The 19,962-nt window shown below is 65.9% G+C and carries 12 protein-coding genes; 4 read left to right on the forward strand and 8 right to left on the reverse strand.

Going from position 1 to position 19,962, the window contains the following annotated elements; translation table 11 throughout:
- From ACG2LG_RS15310 to ACG2LG_RS15320, 3 genes are all read left to right on the forward strand, one after another.
- The coding region (locus ACG2LG_RS15310; protein WP_396260398.1) for a hypothetical protein at positions 1–278 on the forward strand (278 nt) is incomplete at its 5' end.
- A gap of 80 nt (positions 279–358) precedes the next feature.
- Entirely contained in the window at positions 359–1,222 is an 864-nt protein-coding gene (locus tag ACG2LG_RS15315; protein WP_396260400.1) for a LysR family transcriptional regulator, read from the forward strand.
- Between the two features lie 61 nt (positions 1,223–1,283).
- Positions 1,284–4,883, forward strand: coding sequence for a hypothetical protein (locus tag ACG2LG_RS15320; RefSeq protein ID WP_396260402.1), 3,600 nt, complete (start codon positions 1,284–1,286; stop codon positions 4,881–4,883).
- 140 nt (positions 4,884–5,023) lie between these two features.
- Here the strand turns inward: ACG2LG_RS15320 and ACG2LG_RS15325 are convergent, their stop codons facing one another.
- From ACG2LG_RS15325 to nifJ, 6 genes are all read right to left on the reverse strand, one after another.
- Positions 5,024–6,361, reverse strand: coding sequence for a sulfatase (locus ACG2LG_RS15325; RefSeq protein WP_396260403.1), 1,338 nt, complete (start codon positions 6,359–6,361; stop codon positions 5,024–5,026).
- Between the two features lie 45 nt (positions 6,362–6,406).
- Positions 6,407–8,713, reverse strand: coding sequence for a glycosyl hydrolase family 95 catalytic domain-containing protein (locus ACG2LG_RS15330; RefSeq protein WP_396260405.1), 2,307 nt, complete (start codon positions 8,711–8,713; stop codon positions 6,407–6,409).
- Positions 8,714–8,986: 273 nt separating this feature from the next.
- Positions 8,987–10,447 (reverse strand): DUF1501 domain-containing protein, encoded by a 1,461-nt coding sequence (locus tag ACG2LG_RS15335; RefSeq protein ID WP_396260407.1) that lies wholly within the window; start codon positions 10,445–10,447, stop codon positions 8,987–8,989.
- Positions 10,444–12,357 (reverse strand): PSD1 and planctomycete cytochrome C domain-containing protein, encoded by a 1,914-nt coding sequence (locus ACG2LG_RS15340; RefSeq protein ID WP_396260409.1) that lies wholly within the window; start codon positions 12,355–12,357, stop codon positions 10,444–10,446. The genes ACG2LG_RS15335 and ACG2LG_RS15340 overlap by 4 nt, the downstream gene beginning before the upstream one ends.
- A 233-nt stretch (positions 12,358–12,590) precedes the next feature.
- Positions 12,591–13,586 (reverse strand): dihydroorotate dehydrogenase-like protein, encoded by a 996-nt coding sequence (locus ACG2LG_RS15345; RefSeq protein WP_396260411.1) that lies wholly within the window; start codon positions 13,584–13,586, stop codon positions 12,591–12,593.
- A gap of 77 nt (positions 13,587–13,663) precedes the next feature.
- On the reverse strand, positions 13,664–17,248 hold the full coding sequence (gene nifJ / locus ACG2LG_RS15350) for a pyruvate:ferredoxin (flavodoxin) oxidoreductase (protein ID WP_396260412.1): 3,585 nt from the start codon (positions 17,246–17,248) through the stop codon (positions 13,664–13,666).
- A gap of 173 nt (positions 17,249–17,421) precedes the next feature.
- On the opposite strand from nifJ, the gene ACG2LG_RS15355 reads away from it, so the two are divergent.
- Entirely contained in the window at positions 17,422–18,831 is a 1,410-nt protein-coding gene (locus tag ACG2LG_RS15355; protein WP_396260414.1) for a hypothetical protein, read from the forward strand.
- Here the strand turns inward: ACG2LG_RS15355 and ACG2LG_RS15360 are convergent.
- Together ACG2LG_RS15360 and ACG2LG_RS15365 are read right to left on the reverse strand one after the other, a co-directional pair.
- Positions 18,806–19,282 (reverse strand): rhodanese-like domain-containing protein, encoded by a 477-nt coding sequence (locus ACG2LG_RS15360; RefSeq protein WP_396260416.1) that lies wholly within the window; start codon positions 19,280–19,282, stop codon positions 18,806–18,808. The genes ACG2LG_RS15355 and ACG2LG_RS15360 overlap by 26 nt on opposite strands.
- Positions 19,279–19,956, reverse strand: coding sequence for a DUF1573 domain-containing protein (locus ACG2LG_RS15365; RefSeq protein WP_396260418.1), 678 nt, complete (start codon positions 19,954–19,956; stop codon positions 19,279–19,281). The genes ACG2LG_RS15360 and ACG2LG_RS15365 overlap by 4 nt, the downstream gene beginning before the upstream one ends.
- Between the last annotated feature and the right edge of the window lie 6 nt (positions 19,957–19,962).

The raw sequence follows: 19,962 nt of genomic DNA on the forward strand, positions 1-19,962 counted from the left end.
GACAACTGAGCCAAACACCGAAACCAACAACCGTTCCAAACCACCTCCAGAACCCCGTGCCTCTTCACAATTTACAGAAAAAATCTCGCGCGGCCACCAAACCTTCCATCTATCGGGAGGTCCTGCTGCATCGGTCACTGATCGAGGCTCTGGCAGGAGACGCTGGAGCCGCAAAGCAGCGAATGGCCGAGGCACGGGAGATCGAGGAACCCGACGCCTCCATCCTCAAGATCACCGAGCGTCTGCAGAAGCAAATCGAAGCGCTAATCGCGCCGTAGGAAGCCATCGCAAGGTCCAACAGTTTCCGATTGAGCCCGGCGGCGGCCCGGTCAGGATTCCGCCCATGGATTTCCGGCAGATGCGCTCCTTTCTCGCGGTGGCCGAGGAAGGATCGATCACCGCCGCCACCGGGCGGACCCATCTCAGCGCCTCGGCGATCAGCCGGCAGATCAAGGCACTCGAGGAAGAACTGGGGGTCGTCCTGCTCGAGCGCTCGGCGCATTCCATCGAGCTCACGCCGGCCGGAGAAGTCCTCGCCCGCGACGGCGCGGCCTGGGTGGCCACCGCCGGGCGGATCGCCGAGCGGGTCCGCGAAGTGGCGAAGGGCGAGTTGATCAGGGTCGCCTACGCCCCCTCCCTCGCCGGTCCCATGCTCGGCCCGGCGCTGGAATGCTTCGCCCAGCTCCACCCGGGGGTCCGTGTCCAGCTCTTCGACGCCTCGACGACCGAGATGAAATGCGGGCTGCGGAGCGGATCCTACGATCTGATCGTCACCGTGCCCGGCAGTGGCGATGAATCGGCGATCGAATGGCGTCCCCTGATGCGCCTGCCGTGGCGGGTCGCGACACCGGCCGCCAGCGGAAAAACCGGTCCGCTCCAGCTTGCGGAACTCAATGGTGCCCGACTCCTGATCTACCAGCGCGACGAGTATCCGGACTACTGGCGCCTGGTGAGCGAGCTGCTGCGCGATTCCGGCGCCAAACCCGTGGTCGTCGGGGAATTCGACGGCTGGACGAGCCTGCGCACGGCGGTCGAGGGCGGCCTCGGCCTGGCCCTGGTCGCGGGACACGACGACGCAGGGGATCGGATCCTGCTCCGGAAGATCGAACCGCAACCCGAGCCGGTCTGCGTCTCCGTCGGATGCCGCCGCGAATCCCCGCCCGGCCCGGCATGCTTGGTGCTGATCGAGGAAATGGCCCGCGCCGCCCGCCAGCGCGGCTGAACCCGACTTCCAAGAGGCCGAAAAATCGTGGCGTTCCCCGCCACACGTGTGTATTTACCAAGTGATGCGTCATTCTGAGGTTTGTCATCGACCCGCAGATCGGCGGCGACGGGGCTTTGCCCTCGTCGTCACGGTGCTGATGATGGTGCTCCTCAGCCTGCTGGCCGTCGGCATGCTGGCCCTTTCCACCATCCAGCTCCGGTCGTCCGGCGCCGGGCAGGCCCAGACACAGGCCCGCGCCAACGCACGGCTCGCCCTGCAGCAGGCCATTGGCCAGCTCCAGGTGGAACTCGGTCCGGACCAGCGCGTGTGTGCCCCGGCGGACCTCCTCGAGGGCGAATCGGACATCCACTGGACCGGCGTCTGGTCGTCCACCAACCCGGACAACGAATCGTGGTGGTCCCGGGACCCGGACACCGGCAGCTGGGTCGACCGGCGCGTCGAAGCCGATTGGAGCGCGAAGGAAAATGCCAGGGCCTGGCTGGTCAGCGGCGGCGCCCGTCCCGGAACCTCCCCGTCGGCACGCATCGATCTCGTGGCGGAGGGTTCCGTCGGCGATGAGGTCGACGCCCGCGTCTCGGCTCCTCTGGTCGAAATCACCGGCGACCACCCGGGGGCGATGGCGTGGTGGACCGGCGACCTGAGCCAGCGGGCCGACGTCGCCCTCTACGACCCCCATGCCGCGGGCGGTGAGACCCGTGCGCGCTACGGCCTGGTGACAGGCCGGGGCAACTCACCCGAACTCATCGGCGAAGGACTCGATGTCGGGGATTCGGAACGCGCCCGTTTCGTGAGCAGCCGCTCGGTCGACCTGGCGGCGGGGACGGCCTGGCCACGCCGCCATTTCCACGATTTCACCATCCACTCACGAGCCGTGCAGGCCAATGTCCTCGACGGCGGTCTCAAGCGTGACCTCAGCTCGTGGTTCGAGAGCGACGGCAGCGTCCCCGGCTACAGGGGGCTGCCGGGCATCGACGACGAAACCCCCATGCTGGCACAGCTCGACGGCGCCGGGCTCCGGCCCGCAGGTCCGACCATGGGCCTGCTTCGCGACTGGGCATCCTCCGCCGTCACCTGGACCGGCAACGATGTGGCGACGGTCAGTCCGGAAACGGTCGAGGATCCCGACAGCGAAGACTACGCCCTCGCCAACGAGAACCCGGCCCGACTCAGCGACACCCGTCGTGCGAACCTCCAGCCGATCCTGGTCGAAGCCTCGAACTACATGCAGATCAGCACCTTCGAGACCGTGCCCCAGGACCCGGAAGACGACGTCGCCTACCAGCTCCGGCACCATATCTATCCGCGGGTCGTCCTCTGGAACCCCTACAACGTGGAGCTCGAGTTCGAGCCCGCCATCTTGATGATCCAGGGCAACGGGCGTCAGGAGATGTGGACGACCAACAACTTCGGACAACGATTGGCCTGGATTTCGTTCGAGGGAGGTCGCAGCACCAATTTTGCGGATGGTAGCCTGGCGGCCCTCCTCGCCTCGGATGATTACCACGATCCCTACATGGGCTCCTACTATTTCTCGGTGCCCAAGACGACCTTCGGTCCCGGCGAGTGCCTGGTCTTTTCCCCGGCCCGATCCGCCGAATACGACGCGCTCAGCACCTACCGCCCAGGCCCTTACGACCTCGCGGCAAACGAGCTAAGTTGCGAGGTGTCACCAGATCCTTCCCGCAGCTTCTATGTCTCTGGATCCGACATCGGCGGCGGAGTTGAGCATCAACCAACCCAATACTGGTACGCGCCAACCCCCTTCTGGTGGCTGGGGCTGTGGGGAGGCATCGAGAACCAGGCCGATGACACCCGCGTCGTGATGAAGCAACTTGGGGACGCACGACCAATCGTGTTTGGCACTGCCGAAGCGACGGAAGGGTATGGAGGCGATTCACAGTATTCCCCGGACCATCACTTCGACAACCTCCCCCAACTCTCTTACCTCTCCGGCTCGCTTCAATTCGGTGCCGGCAAGGAGCCAAGGATCGCGTGGGACGACCAGAGCCGGATGGACATCGAGCTGCTCGATCGCCTGAATCCGCGAGCCACCCTTCCGCCCGACGTCCGCACCCGCCAGGGCCTGCGGCTGAGGTGGTTCGAGGAACACCGGTCCAACCTGGTCAACGCCGGCCCGATGTCCGGCAACGAGGCCTTCTTCCAGGAGGCGCTGTTCGCCACCTGGAACCCGCGCGCTTCCTATGCCGTCCGCAACCCGTGGGAGAACCTCGCCGGCAGCCTGCCGACCCGAGGCTCGAACAGCAGCGGTGGCGGCCCGTGGTTCTTCGGTGCCTACACGCGCGATCTCTACGACGAAGCCGTCGGCTGGGACGCCCAGACTCCCCGCTTCCAGAACGGTCGCTACCACGGCAACCCCTTCGGACCGCCGCAGGAGGGGCTCGATCGGCACATCCTCTTCGAGCTGCCGCGGCGCGAGACCGGCATCCTCTCGCTCGGCCAGCTCCAGAGCGCCAAGCTCTCAGAGCTCGTCTGGCACCCGTCCTTCGCCTTCGGCAACTCGCTCGCCGACCCCCGCCTCGGCTACGACGGTCTCGACCGCACCGTGCCACCATCCCGCGACGACGATGACTACGGCGGATTCGATCCGAACGCGATCGGCTGGTCGTCCGATGGCGAACGCTCCGACAACCGCGACGCCTGGGCCAAGCAGGGACGGGCCCTGCTGCAGGGCCTTCCGGGAGAGCGGCAGCTGGTCTACGACCTCTCCTACGAAGTGAACCACGCGCTGTGGGACGCCTACTTCGTCTCCGGCGGCGACCGCAGACAGAAGTCGGCCTTCCTCGCAGACCCGGCTGCCCAGCCGTTGCCAAACGGCCGGATGATCCTCGCCGGAACCGCCCCCTCCGACCCCGCCGAGCTCGACTTCCACCGCGCCGCCCGCCACCTCATGGTCGAGGGCGCCTTCAATGTGAACTCCACCCGCGTCGAGGCGTGGAAGGCCGTGCTCGCCGCCACCCGCGATGACGACGAATCCAGTCCGTTCCGCCGGTTGCTGGCCGCCGACCGGGAGGTCACCAATGGCAGCGCGGGCCTGTCCGACGAGGCGTGGAACGGATTTCGCAGCCTCAGCGACGAGGAAATCGAGCGCCTCGCCGAGGCCATCGTCGAACAGGTGAAGTTGCGCGGACCCTTTCTCTCGATGTCCGACTTCGTGAACCGCCGGCTGCACAACGACGAAACCGGCCGCAAGGGAGCGCTGCAGGCGGCTATCGATGCCTCCGGGCTCAACCAGGCGTTCGTCGACGCGCTTCCCATCGAGAACGACGAATCGCTCGAAGACTACGTGCACCCGGACAACATCGAGGATCCCACCCGGCTCGAGCAGACGCTCAAGCCCGGGACGATGGCATGGGGCGCCCCCGGCTTCCTCACGCAGGGCGACCTGCTCCAAGTGCTCGCTCCGTCGATCACGGTGCGGTCCGACTCATTCGTCATCCGGGCCTACGGCGACGCCCGCGACCCGCAGGGGAACATCCTCGCCCGCGCCTGGTGCGAGGCCGTCGTCCAACGCACGCCCGAACCACTGGAGCCCGGACCCGACGGACTCAATCCGAAGCCGAGGACACCCGGCGACACCGAGTTCGGCCGCCGCTTCGAGGTGGTGAGCTTCCGCTGGCTCAAAGCGGAGGAAGTCTGAAACCCCAATCAGACCCTTCCAGCCCGACTTCCGCGTTCGTAGTTCCTCCTTTAGGAGGTCCCCATCGCTCCCGTCGACTCGTACAATATCTTTGACCTGATCTGCCGCCCTGATCGGAAGGTTGAACCGCTTTCCCTTTCTCACTCCCCCGGCTCCGCCAGCCGCTTCCTCCAGGCGGCGATCTCATTCTTGAGCCGCTCCACCACCCCGGGTTTCTCCTCCGCGAGATCGTGCTTCTCACCGGGATCTTCCCGGATCTGATAGAGGTGGGCCGGTGCGCTGTCCCACGCGTGGAGGTTGCGATACTTCGTCGTGTCCTTTCCGGCATGGCGGAGGATGAGCTTCCAATCGCGCCCGACACACCACTCATACTGCAGGGTGTCCCCCGGGTCTCCGGGCGTCATGTTGTGGATCGAGTGGGTCACCCCGAAGACCCGCTCGCGTTCTCCGCGGGCATCGGCATCGAGGAGGTCGAGGCCCGGCAGGTCCTCCGGTGCCTCCACACCGGCGGCAGCCGCGATGGTCGGAAACAGATCGATCGCATGGGCGAAGTCGTCCGACCTCCCCGGTTCTACCCGGCCCGGCCATGACACCAGGACCGGACTGCGAATGCCGTTCTCGTACGGTGAGCCCTTCGAGCGCAGCGCGAAGCCGCTCCAGAGCTTCTGGTTCGGATCCCCGGCATTGCGGCTGCGCGGTGCCCAACCGTTGTCGCAGATGAAGAGGACCAGCGTGTTGCCGGTCTGGCCCTTCTTTTCGATGTGGCCGAGGAGTTCCCCGCAGGTTTCGTCGAACCATTCGCACATCGCGAAATACTTCGCTTCATCCATCGGCCGGCCCTCTCCGCGGTATTTTTTCAGCAGACGTTCCGGCGGGTTGTGCGGGGTGTGGGGAAGGAAGGGCGCATACCACAGCAGGAACGGCTTCTCCTCGGCGACGGCGTGGTCGATGAAGTCGGTGACCGGCTTCATGCCCGCGCGGCCGATTTCCAGCCCGGCGTCGCCGTGCCGTCCGCCGCGCTTCGGATCGCCGTGGGTCATGCCGTGGGTGAACCCACCATCGGCATACGCCCCCTCCCACCACTTGCCGGACTGGTGGGCGAGATACCCGGCGGCGGTGAGCGCCTTGATGAAACTCGGATGCCGGTGGAATTCCTCCTTCACCGGCCCATCCAGCTCGGCCCGGCGATTCATCCCATCAACATCGTTGCCGGTCACGCCGTGCTGGAAGGGGAACAAGCCGGTCGCCATCGAGGCCAACGAGGGGCGGCACAAGGGTGCGGCCACGTAACCGTGGCCAAACACCAGGCTGCGGTCGGCAAGCTTGTCGAGGTGCGGGGTCCGGATCACGGAATGCCCCATGAATCCGTAGTCCGCCCATCCCTGGTCATCGCCGAGAATGAAGACGACGTTGGGTCTTCCGGCGGCGAGCACCGGCACATGGACGAGAAAGACGACAAGGAAGAACAGGCGGGTCATGATCATGATGACTCGGACGGTTGGCTTACTCGCGCCAGCGAGGTATCAGAACGAGTCGGGGGTGAGGGTCTTCTCGGTGCCCGGCTGGAGCTCCAGCGTCACGGTCTTCCCCCCGTAGCGCACCACGCATTTCCCCGGACTGTTGCTGCCAGCTCGGATCACCGCCTTGGTCAACTTGCCGTCCTTCCAGTCCATATCGACCTCGAAGTCACCACGCGCGAGCATGCCGTGGACGCTGCCATCGGACCAGGCGTCCGGAACCGCCGGCAGCAGATGAATCTCTCCGGTCTGCGACTGGAGCAGCATCTCGTTGACCCCGGCGGCGTAGCCGAAATTGCCGTCGATCTGGAATGGCGGGTGGGTCATCCACAGGTTGCCATAAGTCTTGGAAGCGACCAGATCGGTGAGGATCTCATACGACTTGCGGGCTTCGAAAAGCCGGGCGAAGAGGCTGATCTTCCACGCCTTGCTCCAGCCGGTCGGGCCGTGGCCGCGGGCGTTCAGGCTGACCTTCGCCGCCTCGGCGAACTTCGGGGTCTCGGTCGGGCTGATCTGGCGACCGGGATAGACGCCGATCAGGTGATTGGTGTGGCGGTGCGTGCCCTTCGGGTCATCGATGTCCTCCATCCACTCCTGCAACTGGCCCCACTTGCCGATCTGCGGGCCGAGCAGCTTCCCGCGCTTGGCTCGGAGTTGCTCGCGGTATTCAGCGTCCACCCCCAGCACCTCGCTGGCCTCGATCATGTTGGTGAAGAGGTCCCAGCAAAGCTGCTGGTCATAGGTCACGCCATCGACCCCCACCGGACCGTGTTCGGGCGAGCGCCCTTCGGGTGCGACCAGCGTGCCGTCCGGCAACTCCTTGAGGTGATCGACCCAGAACTCGCTGATTTCCTTCATGATCGGGTAGGCGTAGTTCTTCAGGTATTCCTTGTCCCGGGTGAAGGCGTAGTGGTCCCAGAGGCTCTGGCACAGCCAGGCCGAATCGCCCTTCTGGACGTGCCAGGTCGAGCCGCCGAAGACGTTGTTCTCGCTACGCATCAGCCAGCCACGCTCGGCATCGAACACGCGCCGGGTTTCCTCCTTGCGAACCTCGCGGATCGAATCGATCCACTCGGCCAGCGGCACGAAGCACTCGGTCAGGTTCGACGGTCCGGTGAGCCAGTGGCACATCTGGACGTTGATGTCGGTGTGGTAGTCGCAGCGCCACGGCGGCCGGCGGTCGATGAGCCACAGCCCCTGCAGGTTCGCCGGGAGTCCGCCGTGACCCGGGCGAGACGAGCTGATGATCAGGTAGCGGGCGTACTGATAGAGCAACTCCTCAAGGTCGTGGTCGGTCACGTTTCCGTAGCCGCTTGTCTTCACCTCCTGCTTGTATCTCTCGACCCGCTCGGAGGTCTTGAGCGAAGTCAATGCCTCCGGGGTTTCCCCGAGGTCGATGGCAACCCGCCCGTAGAGCGCCTGGTAGTCGGCAAGATGGTCGGCGAGCAGGGTGGTATACGGCTTCTTCGCCGCGGCGTCGAGCCAGCCGAGCACGCGCTCGTGCGGATGCGGGCCGGTCCACCCCTTCTCGCGCTCGTTCACGTAGTTGGTATCGGCGGAAAGAATCAGCGTGAGCGCGTCGCAATCCTCGAAAATCATCGCCGCGCCCTCGGCCTTGACGGCACCACCCTCGTGCAGCACCCGGCAGCGGGCCTCGAGATCGAGGTCGATGTTCTCGGGAGACGCGTATTTCCGGTCGGCGAGCAGCTTCTTCTCGTTGACCAGTTGCTGCTGCCACCACCAGAACCCGCTGGTGTCGCCCTTGAGCACGAGGTCCTCACCTTCGACGGTCATGGGCAGCTCGTGGTCGTTGTCGAGAAAGACCCGACCGCTGAGCGAGCCGGGCTTGTCGGCGGTGAAGCGCATCACCATCACCTGGTCCGGATAGCTTGAGAAATACTCCCGCTTGTAGGTCACCCCGCCCGACTTGTAGGAGATCGTGTGGATCGCCCGGCTGATATCGAGCTGGCGCCGGTAATCCGAGAACTCGGCATGCGGCATTTCCAGATAGATGTCGCCGAAGGGCTGGTAGCCGCCGGTGTTGTCCTCGTTGCCGACCCACACCGAGTCCTCGTTGAACTGGATGCGCTCCTCGGCCGGGCCGCCGAAGATGGTCGCCCCGAGCCGCCCGTTGCCGATCGGATAGACGAACTGCGACCACTTGCCCCGGCGGCGGGGGTTCCCCCCCTCGTCGAGCAACGAAAGCGGCTCGTCGGTCCAGATCAGGCGGGTCTCGGGGGTGGATTCGGGGGCGGCGTGGGAGAACTCGGCCAGACCGAGGAGGGCGAGCAGGAAGCAGGTGGTGCGTTTCATGGGGACGTGGGAGAAGCTTGCAAAAGACTCCGCAGGCGTCAGGGAAAAAGCCACTTGCGAGTCCATTTCCAGATCCGCGATGGGTGGGGGATCTAGACTGCTGCGCTTCAGCGCCGCTCTCGGCAGGCGCTTCAGCGCCGGGGAGTGCCTGTGCCATCGGCTTCATCGGCCACCCGGCTTCGCAATGAATTGCTTCGCCAGAGCGGCGATGAATCGCCGCAGTCCAGGAGCTGCCTCCTCCGGGCCGCACCACCATCAGCTCCAAGCCCGACCTCAAGCGAACAGGTCCATCACCGCCTTGCCCTTGCCGTCCTCGGTCGCGTAGAAGGGCCGGCGCTCGATGTCGAAGACGGTCTTGGGACTGATGCCCATGGCCGTGAAGAGGCTGGCGTGCAGATCGGTGATGGAAACCGGGTTCTCCACCGCCAGGCACGGACGCTCGTCGGCGGTCCGGCCATAAACGAAGCCCTTCTTCATCCCACCGCCGAACATCGCGACCGAGCTGCCGCCGGTGAAATGGCGGTGCAGGCCGTAGTGCTTCATCTCCTTGATGACGTCGGTCTTGGCGCGCGACTGGTCCTTCGCGGTCGAGCCGGGCACGCCCTCGATCATCATGTCGCGGCTGAATTCCGAGGCGATCACCACCAGCGTGCGGTCGAGCATTCCCCGCTCCTCGAGATCGCGGATCAGGCGGGCGATCGGGCGGTCGATTTCCGCGTGCAGACGCTCGTAGGTCTTGTGCCCGTTCTCGTGGGTGTCCCAGTGAAGGAAGGGGACATACTCGGTCGTGACCTCGACGAAGCGCGCGCCCTCCTCCACCAAGCGGCGCGCCAGTAGACAGCCACGGCCGAAGCGACCGGTGTCGTATTCCTCGAGGATCTCCGGCTTCTCCCGAGCCAGGTCGAAGGCCTGGCGCTTCGGCGAGCCGAGCAGGCGGTGAGCGGCGTCGAGCGAACGCAGCATCGACTCCTGATGGTAATCGCTGAGGCCCTCCCCCTTCGGCGAATGCTCGAGCATCTGCTTGAGCGCCCTGTAGCGGCGGGCGAAACGATCAGGGCCCATGCCGTCGGGCGGGCGCACCGCCTCGGCCGCCTTTTCCGGATAGGGCAGATTGAAGGGAGCGAACTCGGAGCCGAAAAAGCCGCCGGTCGTGAAGGCCTTGATCTCCTGGCTTTCGCCGATGCCCTCGAGGCGCTGGCCGATGTTGATGAAAGGCGGCATCACCTCGTTGCGCGGGCCAAGCACCTTGGCCATCCAAGCCCCGATGTGCGGCGCCGCGACCGTCTGCGGCGGCACGTAGCCGGTGTGCCAGTGGTACTGGTGGCGCGAGTGCAGAATGCTGCCGAGGTCGGGCTGCACGTGCGAGCGGATCAGCGTGCCGCGATCCATGACCTTGGCGATCTCCGGCAGGCCGGCAGAGATCTGCAGCCCGTCGACCGAGGTGTCGATCGCCGGAAAGGTGCTGATGATTTTCTCCACCGGCGTGCCCACCTCGAAGGGCAGGTAGGCCTTGGGATCGAAGGTTTCCGGCGAAGCCATGCCACCCGCCATCCAAATCAGGATGCAGGAGTCGGCCCGCGCCGCCGGATGCTCGACCTCGTCCTCGGCACGCAGCAGCGGCGCGCCGCCCGCCAGTGTGAAGGCCGACCCCGCCGCCAGACGACGAAGGAACTCGCGGCGCGACCAGTCCGGACGCGACGCATCGAGCCAATCAGATGAATTCCGGTCACTCATTGGATGTAGAAGAACTCAGGTTGCACAAAGACGGTCCAAAGGAAGTCGGCGAGACCTTCTTCGGCGGTGCCCTCACCGAGCATGCCGACCGCCACGGCCTTCTCCCCCTCATCCGGGCGACGCCCGAGCGCGGCAAGATAGACGTGATCGACAAGTTCGTCCGCCGGTTTCTTGGTCGCGAGCAGTGCGGCCGCGCCCTCGCGCAGCATCGAGGCGAACTCCGGTCCATTGGCGAGGTGGATCGCCTCGAGGGTGGAAAGCAGGTCCGGACGCGTGGAGACGACCTGGTCGCGGTTCGGACGGCCGAGCGCGGCCTGGAACGCATCGAGTCCGCGCAGCGACGCGCGCACCGGACCCTCCCATTTTCCGAGCCCGCGAGCCTTGGCCACGACTTCAAGCGTCTGCGGCCCTTTCTTCCCCCCCTTGGGTGCCTGGGGCCAACTGCCCGTCACCCGGCTCACCGCATCGACAAACTGCTCCGCCGTGAGGCGCTTCATCACCGGCCCCCGGAACTCGCCCTGCTTGGATTCCTCGGCGACGTTCACGCTGCGGCTCTGGTAGATCTCCGAAGTCACGATCAACTCGAGGATGGCCTTGAGGTCGTAGTCCTCGTCCACCAGTCGCGTCGCCAGGTAGTCGAGCAGGTCGACATTCCAGGGCTCGGTGTCCATGGCATCGACGGGATCGACGATGCCGCGCCCCATCAGCCGCTGCCACAGGCGGTTGACGATCGTCCGCGCCGTCCGCCCGTTCTCCGGATGCACGATCAGGTCGGCGAGCTGCTTCAGGCGCTCGTCGCGCGGAGCGCTCGCATCGATGTCGCCCAGCTCGGGGTAGATCCACCTGGCGAGCGCCTTCTCGCCGGTCGGCTTGTCGCAGCGATGCAGCTCCAGCGGTTCGTTCGAGTAGATCGCCGCCAGGCTGTAGGCATCCTCCAGCTTCCACTGGTCGACGAAGCTGTCGTGGCACGACGCGCACTTCATGTTGATGCCGAGAAACACCTGCGAGACGTTCTGCGAAAACTGGATCGCCTTGGTCTGGCTGGAGTTCACCTCGCCGCGCCACTGGATGCCGTCGATGAATCCGCGCGCCTCCTTCCCGGGAGCCACCAGCTCGCGGACGAACTCATCGTAGGGACGGTTCGTGTGGAGGGCACCGTAGAGCCAACCGGTGATGCGGGTGCGCCCGCCGGTGATGAATCCGGTGCCGTCGTAGGCATTGCGCAGCAGGTCGTTCCAGAAGGTCAGCCAGTGATCGGCGTAGTCGGTATGGCGGCCGAGCAGATCATGGATCGCCGACTGACGTTTGTCGGGCGAGTCATCGGAGAGAAACTCCGCCAGCTCTTCCGGTGTCGGCGGCAGGCCGATCAGATCGAAGGACACCCGGCGCAGGAACGCGGAATCGTCCAAGGGGTGCGGTGGCTCGACCCCGTTCTCCTCGAACCATTTGCCCAGCAGCAGATCGATCGGATGCGCATCGGCCGGCCCGGCCGGCAGCTCCGGCCGGCGGGGCTTGAGCGGGGCCTCGTAGCGGTCACCGGCAAAGCTGAAACCCGGCTCCCAGGGCAGGCCGGCCGCAATCCAGCGCTCGAAGACCCGGATCTCCTCCTCGGGCAGCGGATCCGCCTGCTTCTTCGGCGGCGGCATCCGTTCGTCCTCGAAGTCGGTGCGCAGCAACTCGATCAGATACGAATCCTGCGGCTTGCCGAGTTCGACGACATCGGCATCGAGAAAGATCCCACGGTCGTTCAGCGAAAACCCGCCCTTCGACTCGTCCCCCCCGTGGCACTCGACGCAGTGCTTCTGGAGCAGCGGCACCACCTCATGGGCGAAGTCCACCTCGCCCCTCGCTGTTTGAGGCGCGGCGAGGGCGATCAGCCCGAGGGCAGAAGAAATGCGGGCCGGGATCATAAGACTCAACATGAAGTGCCATCCCTACGTCTCCCGCGCAACCGTCTTTCGCCGGCCGGGAGCTGGGCCAATACCGCTCTGACTGCGTATGGGTCAAATGACCCGATGGGTCCCGACGGCAGGAGCCGGAGAATTCACGACTCCTGCGCCCGGATACCCAGCGCCCGCCCTGTTTCGCAGAGCGAAGGCGGGATCCCCGACCTGCCGACCTGGGCGGCATCCGGTGGCAGCCCTCAGCCCGTCGTCCAGCTGTTGAGCACCATGGCGTAGTTGCCGCGCTCGATGGCCTCGGGATCGGGGGCGTTGCGGTGGCTCATGCAGCCGCGGAGATCCTCAAGGTCCTTGTACTCGTGCTCCGCCAGCCAGTAGCGGAAGTCGTCGAGCAGGGTGCGCAGGTGGTGGATCCCGTGGTGCAGCAGGCCGGAGACGGTCTGCACGGTGGTCGCGCCCGCCATCAGCCCCTTGATCACGTCGTTGGCCGAGTGGACACCGCCGCTCAGGGACAACTCGAGGTTGGTCCGGCCGTGGAGGATCGCCAGCCAGCGCAGGCGGAGCGTGAGCTCCGATGGGTCGGAAAGCCGCAGCGTCGACTCGGTGCTGAGTTCCTCGATGTCGATGTCCGGCTGGTAGAAGCGGTTGAACAGGACCACGGCCTGCACGCCGATCTCCTCAAGCCGGGCCACGAAGTGCGGGATCGAGGTGAAGAAGGGCGACAACTTCACCGCGATCGGAATGTCGATGCCTTCGCGGGCGGCCTTGACCGACTCCAGCAGGCGGGCCTCGACATCGGCCGCGCTTTCGTGCGGATCGGAAGCGAGATGGTAGAGGTTGACCTCCAGCGCATCGGCACCGGCCGCGGCGATCAGCCGGGGATACTCGCGCCAGCCGTCGGGGCTGATCCCGTTGACCGAGGCAATTACCGGCACATCCACCGCCGCCTTGATCTGGGTGATCGTCGAGAGATAGTCGTCGGGGCCGAGACGGTAGTCCTCGGGCTCGGGCAGGTAGCTCAGCGCTTCGGCGAAGCTTTCCTCGGCCTCGTCGACCGCGGCGAAGGCGGCGCGCTGCTCCCTAACGATCTGCTCCTCGAAAAGCGAGTTCATGATGATGCACGGGGCTCCCGCGTCCTCCAGTTGACGCGCGTGGGCGGCATCACAACCGAGGGGTCCGGCACCCGGCAGGATGGGATGGCTGAGTGGAAGGCCGAGATAGTTGGTTTCGAGGTTCATGGTCGGGGTGTTTGGGGATGGGATGCAGACTGCCTCCTGGACCAAGGCTACGGTGGCCAGGAGGGTCCGCGCTCCGTTCATTCGTCGTCTTCGGCAGTGGTGACGGCGCCTTCCTCCGGGAAATGGATGGCCGCCATCTGTTCGAGGAGTTTCCAGCGATGAAGCGCACTCTCCTGTGCCTCGTCGGCCAGCATCTTGAAGCGCTCGGGATTCATTTTCTCGATCATCCGGAAGCGGGTCTCGTTGCGCATGAAGTCGGCGGTCTTGACCTTCGGCTCCTTGGAATCGAGCACCAGTGGCGGCTGTCCTTCGGAGATACGGCGTGGATCGTAGCGGAACAGCGTCCACAGGCCGGAATTCACCAGCAGCTTCTGCTGCTCCATGCCCAGCGACAGGTCGAAGCCGTGCGCGATGCAGTGGCTGTAGGCGATGACCAGCGACGGGCCGGGCCAGGACTCCGCCTCGCGCAGCGCCTTGACCACCTGGCTGTCCTTGGAGCCCATGGCGACCCGGGCGACGTAGACGTTTCCGTACTGCATGGCCATGAGGCCGAGTTCCTTCGGCGCGCTGCCCTTGCCGCTCGCGGCGAACTTGGCGGCGGCACCGATCGGCGTGGCCTTCGAGGCCTGGCCTCCGGTGTTCGAGTAGACCTGGGTGTCGAGCACCAGCACGTTGACGTCGCGACCCTGCGCCAGCACGTGGTCGAGGCCGCCGTAGCCGATGTCGTAGGCCCAGCCGTCGCCACCGACGATCCAAACCGACTTCTTGACCAGGTAGTCGGCGAGTTCCTTGAGCGTCACCGCCTCGTGGCTCGAGCAGCTGGACAGCTTGGCTCGAAGCGCCTTGACCCGGTCGCGCTGGGCGTCGATGCCGGTCTCCTCGGACTGGTCGGCCTCGAGAATGTCACGCACCAGGTCGTCACCGATCTCGGGAGCGAGGCCGGCCAGCAGGCTGCGGGCATACTCGGTTTTCTGATCGACTGCGAAGCGCATGCCGAAGCCGAACTCGGCATTGTCCTCGAACAGCGAGTTGGCCCAGGCCGGACCGCGGCCCTGCGCGTCCTTCGCATACGGTGTGGTCGGCAGGTTTCCGCCGTAGATGGAGGAACAACCCGTCGCGTTGGCGATCATCGTGCGGTCGCCGAAGAGCTGGCTGACCAGTTTGAGATAGGGCGTTTCCCCGCAGCCGGCACAGGCGCCGGAGTATTCGAAGAGCGGACGCAGGAACTGCGACGACTTCACCTCGCCGTGATTGAGCTTGGAGCGATCGGGATCGGGGATCGTGTTGAGGAAGAAGTCGTAGTTCTCCCGCTCGGTGGCCCGGATCTCGTCGAGGCCGGTCATGTTGATCGCCTTGAGCTTCGGCTCCTTGCGATTCTTCGCCGGGCAGACGGTCACGCACAGCTTGCAGCCGGTGCAATCCTCGGGCGCGATCTGAATGGTGTAGGCCGCGCCCTTGAACTCGCGCATCTTGAAGTCGGCCGACTTGAAGGTCTCCGGCGCATCCGCCAGCACGTCCTTCTCGTAGAACTTCGCGCGGATCGCGGCGTGCGGGCAGACCATCACGCACTTGTTGCACTGAATGCACACGTCCGGATCCCAAGCCGGGATTTCGCGGGCAATCGCGCGCTTCTCCCACTTGGTGGTGTCGGTCGGCCAGACGCCGTCCACGGGGAAGGCCGAGACCGGCAGCAGGTCGCCCTTGCCTTCCATCATCACCGAGGTGACGCGCTTGACAAAGTCGGGCGCATCCTCGGGCACCGATGCGGCCCGCGGCTCCCCGTCGAGCGTGCCGGGGATCGGGACCTCGTGGAGGTGCTGCAGGGCCATGTCGACCGCCGCAAAGTTCCGGCGGACGATCTCGTCGCCCTTCTTCGAGTAGGTCTTCTTGATCGCGTCCTGGATCTTGGCGATCGCCTCGTCGCGCGGCAGCACGCCGGACAGCGCGAAGAAGCAGGTCTGCATGACCGTGTTGATGCGGCCGCCCATGCCGGCTTCGGTGGCCACCGAAAAGGCATCGATGGTGTGAACCTTGAGCTTCTTCTGGACGATCGCCTGGCGCGCCTCGAGCGGCAGCTTGTCCCACAGCTTGTCCGGGGCGTAGGCCGCATTGAGCAGCACGGTGGCCCCTTCCGCCGCGGCCTCGAGAACGTCGTATTTCTCCAGGAAGCCGAACTGATGGCAGGCGACGAAGCTGGCACTGCTGACCAGATAGGGTGCCCGGATCAGGTCCGGGCCGAAGCGCAGGTGCGAGACCGTCACGCCGCCGGACTTCTTCGAGTCGAAGACGAAGTAGCCCTGGGCGTAGTTCTCGGTCTCTTCGCCGATGATCTTGATCGAGTTGCGGTTGGCACCGACCGTGCCGTCCGAGCCGAGGCCCCAGAAGACGGCGCGCACGACCGTATCGGGCTCGATCGAGAAGGAAGGATCGTAGTCGAGCGAGAGGTGGGTGACGTCGTCCTCGATCCCGACCGTGAAGCGGCGCTTCGGCTCGGGCTTGTCGAGTTCGTCGATGACCCCCTTGACCATCGCCGGCGTGAATTCCTTCGAGGAAATCCCGTAGCGACCGCCGATCACCGATGGCATGTCGAAAGGCAGCCGACCGGTTTCCCGGGCCTCGCTGAGCGCGGCGACCACATCGAGGTGCAGCGGCTCGGCGGGAGCACCGGGCTCCTTGGTGCGGTCGAGCACGGCGATCGATTTCACCGTGGGTGGCAGTGCCGCGAGCAGCGCCTCCTCGTCGAAGGGACGATAGAGCCGCACGCGGATTGCGCCGACCTTCTCGCCCTGCGCGCTGAGGTGCTTCACGGTTTCATCCACCGTTTCCCCGCCGGAGGCCATCACGATGAGGACCTTCTCCGCCTCGGGGTGCCCCGTGTAGTCGAAGAGCTTGTACTGACGCCCGGTCAGCTTGGCGAAGCGGTCGAAGGCCGCCTGCACCTGCCCCGGCACGGCCGCGTGGAAAAGGTTGCATGCCTCGCGGGCCTGGAAGTGCCCGTCGGGATTCATCGCCGTGCCGCGCACGCTGGGGGCATCCGGCGTGAGTGCCCGGCGGTAGAAGGCCAGCCGGGCCTCGTTGTCGACAAGGTCCTCGAGCACCTCGTCTCCGAGCGTCTCAATCTTCTGGACCTCGTGCGAGGTGCGGAAGCCGTCGAAGAAGTGAAGGAAGGGCACCCGGGTGGTCAGGCTGACCGCATGCGCGATGGCGGCGAAATCGTGGGCTTCCTGGACCGAGGCCGAGGCGAGCAGCGAGAAGCCGGTCTGTCGCACCGCCATGACATCGGAGTGGTCGCCGAAAATCGACAGCGCGTGGGTCGCCAGGGAACGCGCGGCCACATGCATCACGAAAGGGGTCAGTTCGCCGGCGATCTTGTACATCGCGGGAATCATCAGCAGCAGTCCCTGGGACGAGGTGAAGGTCGTCGAGAGGCAGCCGGACTGAAGCGTCCCGTGGCAGACCGCACTGGCTCCGCCCTCGCTCTGCATCTCGACCACCCGCGGGGTCGCCCCCCAGATGTTCTTCTGGTTCCGGGTTTCGAACACGTCGGCAAACTCGGACATCGGCGAGGACGGGGTGATCGGGTAGATCGCGATCGTCTCGCTCAGCCGGCAGGCGACAGATGCCACGGCCTCATTGGCCTCCAGGGTCGCGTGTTTTTTCATCGATCCCATTCAAGGCAAGCGACCCCCGCCCGGCTTCGCGCCAATGCCGATTCGCGGCGCGGGAATTGCTCGCCGGGCGACCGCCCCGCGGGTGCCCCAGCGGGTGCGTTGACGCGGCAAAGCGTTTCCGGTAGAACGTCGCAACCCTCCCACCGGCACCGCCGGTGATTTCAATGCCCGAAGACGTCATTCATTTCTCCTGCGGCAGCTGCCACACAAAGCTCACGGTGCCCTCGAAGCTGGCGGGGGTGGAGGGCCCCTGCCCCAAGTGCGGTGCCACCATCCGCGCGCCCCGGGCAGAGCCCACGGTCCAGGCACCGGCCCAAGCCGCCCCTCCCGAGCCCGCCGCGGAATCCGCGCCTCGCCTCCAGCCCGGCACCCTGCCGGAGCGTCGCAGACCGGCCAATGCCGTTCCGGAATCCGAGAATGAACGCATCCGCCCGGAACCCCGCGAACTCCCGGAACGCCCGGCCCGCGGCGGGGTGAGCCCCCGCCACAGCACGGCGGACGTTTCACGACGCCCGGCGCCAAAGGCCGAGCGTTCCTCCGGCCCCTCGCGCAAGAGTTCCGGACTCCAGCGTGTCCTGGTCCCGCTCCTTTTTTTGTTCCTCGGCGGGGCGCTTGCCTACATCCTGCTGAATTCCTTCCTCGGCACCCAGAATTCTGATCCGACCGCTGGGAACCCCCCTACTGCATCCGATCCGGGACCAAATCCAGCCCCGGCGGGAGATCCCGCAGCGGCGGCCGCGAACTCGGGAGGGAACTCCGGAACCGCCACACCGCTCCCGCCCGAGGATCTCGACCCGGCCGACGGCCAGGAAGCCGAAGACGTGCTCCGCGCCTTCCTGCGCGCCTCCTCGATCGGGGCGCGCTTGCCCCTGATCGAACCCGTCTACGAACGCGAGGAGCTCACCGGCTCGGTGATCGACACGCCACTGCTTTCCGCCGACCGGATCACGCCGGATGCCCCCAACCGCAATTCGCTCGAGAACTTCGTCGACCACCCCTTCCGGGTGCGCTTCGAGCAGACCGACGCGGAGCCGTTCACCAGCCTGGTCATCGTCCGCAAGCGCGCCGGCCAGAAGGCCCGGGTGCTGATCGATCCGGTCCTCGACCTCCTCGGCGGCCGGCTGGCGGCCTTCGCCGCGGAGCCCTCCGATGAGCCGCAGACCTTCCGCGCCGTGATCGAGGCGATGCCGCGCTGCTTCGAGGAAGGGGTCCCGAACCCCGACGACAAGATCACCTACAAGCTCTCGTCGAGCACCCACGGCGGCGAGATCGCCCGCGCCTACGCCTCAAAAATGTCGCCGCTGGCCGAGATGCTCTACTCGCCCGACTCCGCCCTGCGCTGGGGAAAACGGGTCCCCGCCACGGTGACCCTGCGCTGGAACCGGGAGGAGGCACCCGGCAGCAGCACCCCCGTGGCCCCGGGGGAACCGGATGTTGAAGAAGACGGGCCCGGCGAAGAGCAACCGGCGACCGGAGATGAACCCGCTGTCGAAGCGACGCCGACGCCCGAAGCGGACCCGGGGCAGCCCTACCTCGAACTCATCGAGATCAAGAGCCTGGACTGGAGCCCTTGACCAGCCCGCCCTGCCGCAGCGCGGTCATGCCGCCCTGCAGGACCAGGATTTCTCCCGGAACGAGGCCGATCTCGCGCAGTCCGTCGGCCAGGTCGTGGCTCAGGGAACAATGCAGGTCGTCGCAGTAAACGACCACCCGCCCGGCATCGGCCAGCTCGTCGAGGTGACGCTCCACCTGCGCCATCAGCGGCTCATCCGAGAGGATGGTCAGGTGAATTGATCCCTCAAGCCCGTCGCTCTTCCACGCCGACTCCTTGCGGGCATCGACCCAAAGGATGCCCTCGAGCCCGCCTTCGACGAGGGTCGCCAGGCGCACCTCGCCGGGCCGGAGCGGCGCCGCGGCCAACTCCTTCTCCGGCATGCCCGAGGGGCTGCCCCCGGCCATCCAAGTGCCCAGGCTCGCCGCCACGGCAACCACCCCGATGACCGCCACCTCGATCGAACTCTTCATGGCTCGACCGGCTTTCTCACGAGCGCAAACGCCCGCTGACTCGAATAGCGGCTGCTTTCGGCATCCGTGCGGATCTGGATTACCCCGAGCGCCGGCTTGGACACCTCGACCGGAGTGACGTGAAGTTCGTAGGCCTTGCCCTTTTCGAGGGTCTTCAGCTCCGTGGTGAATTTCTGATTTCCCGGCTCGACCGACAGCACGTGGATCGGTTTGTCGTGATTCATCGTGATCGAAATGACCTGGGTCGTCGGTTCACCCGCGGCATCGACGTCCCACCGCACCGTCTTGGGTTCGATCTCGACCAGCACCGGGATGTGGACGCGGGTCGTCAGGGTGATGGAGGGCTCCCCCGCCGGGTCGCCCTTGAGCCACAGGCGCACCGATTTATCCACCTCGCCGGAGAAATTCCCCATGTCGAAGATCGCGCGGATGGTCCCCTTCTCACCCGGTTCGTAGCGCAGCTTGCCGCCCTTGACCTTGACGTTCATGCACGAGCAGGTCGATTCGTAGCGGGCGATGGTGATCGCCCCGTCGGTGTCGTTGCTGAACTCGAAGTCGCAGGTCACTTCCCGCTGATCATGGCCGGCATGGACATCCTTGAGTTTCGTTTCAAAGCTCAGCCCCGCCGAAAGCGGGAGCGGCAGAAACAGCACGCAGAGGAGAAGCGCTCTCATCGGGCG

The organism is Haloferula sp. A504 (assembly GCF_044385805.1).
Classification (GTDB): domain Bacteria; phylum Verrucomicrobiota; class Verrucomicrobiia; order Verrucomicrobiales; family Akkermansiaceae; genus Haloferula.

Coding starts and splice junctions, on each gene's coding strand:
- ACG2LG_RS15315 (WP_396260400.1), top strand. CDS start 359: ATGCGCTCCTTTCTCGCGGTGGCCGAGGAAGGATCGATCACCGCCGCC.
- ACG2LG_RS15325 (WP_396260403.1), bottom strand. CDS start 6,361: ATGACCCGCCTGTTCTTCCTTGTCGTCTTTCTCGTCCATGTGCCGGTG.
- ACG2LG_RS15330 (WP_396260405.1), bottom strand. CDS start 8,713: ATGAAACGCACCACCTGCTTCCTGCTCGCCCTCCTCGGTCTGGCCGAG.
- ACG2LG_RS15335 (WP_396260407.1), bottom strand. CDS start 10,447: ATGAGTGACCGGAATTCATCTGATTGGCTCGATGCGTCGCGTCCGGAC.
- ACG2LG_RS15340 (WP_396260409.1), bottom strand. CDS start 12,357: ATGATCCCGGCCCGCATTTCTTCTGCCCTCGGGCTGATCGCCCTCGCC.
- ACG2LG_RS15345 (WP_396260411.1), bottom strand. CDS start 13,586: ATGAACCTCGAAACCAACTATCTCGGCCTTCCACTCAGCCATCCCATC.
- nifJ (WP_396260412.1), bottom strand. CDS start 17,248: ATGAAAAAACACGCGACCCTGGAGGCCAATGAGGCCGTGGCATCTGTC.
- ACG2LG_RS15355 (WP_396260414.1), top strand. CDS start 17,422: ATGCCCGAAGACGTCATTCATTTCTCCTGCGGCAGCTGCCACACAAAG.
- ACG2LG_RS15360 (WP_396260416.1), bottom strand. CDS start 19,282: ATGAAGAGTTCGATCGAGGTGGCGGTCATCGGGGTGGTTGCCGTGGCG.
- ACG2LG_RS15365 (WP_396260418.1), bottom strand. CDS start 19,956: ATGAGAGCGCTTCTCCTCTGCGTGCTGTTTCTGCCGCTCCCGCTTTCG.